Annotated in this window: 1 protein-coding gene and 2 tRNA genes; all 3 read right to left on the reverse strand. The window is 45.7% G+C overall.

The features are described from left to right. Positions 1-237, reverse strand: a 237-nt coding sequence (locus WS40_RS10865) for a helix-turn-helix domain-containing protein (protein ID WP_046442291.1), incomplete at its 3' end; no start/stop codon positions are given. Between the two features lie 242 nt (positions 238-479). Continuing rightward, positions 480-563 (reverse strand) — tRNA-Tyr (locus WS40_RS10870). 11 nt (positions 564-574) lie between these two features. Beyond that, positions 575-650 (reverse strand) — tRNA-Thr (locus WS40_RS10875). Positions 651-816 lie beyond the last annotated feature (166 nt).

An 816-nucleotide genomic window follows, 5' to 3' on the forward strand; every position in this document is an offset into this window, starting at 1 on the left:
CCGGTCGCTGAGAACCGTTTCCCCCCGAAGGAAATGATCCTGAAAGAGGGTATTGGGATCCGTTTCCAGACAGTCAAACAGACGCAGCAATACCGGCTCCTTGGGAAAACTGGTGTCTTGTTCATAGTTTCCGATGGCGGACGGCGAAACGCCCAACCGCTGGGCCAGTTCGGTCCGGGAAATTCCCAGCGCTTTTCGCTGTTCCCGCATGCGTTGTCCAAAGCTCATCCCGTTCATCCTTTCCTCATCCTCTTCCCATTATGATTATGGTATCGGATTTTTCCTTGCCTGTCAATCTTAATTTACAAGTTTCTTGTAAAAATATATTGACATAACAAAAATCTTGTGTTAATGTAGTCATGCTTACAGGAAACTTGTAAACTCCCTCACAGTAAATCAGGTGAATTGTCAGTTCCTGTCTATTTCGCAGATCTGCCTGAAAACAAAAAAAGTTGGGACAAGCAATGCTTGTCCCAACTTGGTGGGGGAAGGTGGATTCGAACCACCGAAGCCGAAGCAACAGATTTACAGTCTGCCCCATTTGACCGCTCTGGAATTCCCCCATATGAAATTTTGGAGCTGGTGGACGGATTCGAACCCCCGACCTGCTGATTACAAATCAGCTGCTCTACCAACTGAGCTACACCAGCTTGTATTGCTTGATCTGTCGAACTGACGATATCTATTATATCATATCTCCAAGCACTTGTCAAGCATTTTTTATTTTGTTTTCATTTTTTTTAATAAAGTGGTCGAGGCGACAGGACTTGAACCTGCGGCATCTTGGTCCCAAACCAAGCACTCTACCAAACTGAG

Source organism: Ruminococcus sp. N15.MGS-57 (genome assembly GCF_000980385.1).
GTDB classification, from domain to species: Bacteria; Bacillota; Clostridia; order Oscillospirales; family Ruminococcaceae; genus Hominimerdicola; species Hominimerdicola aceti.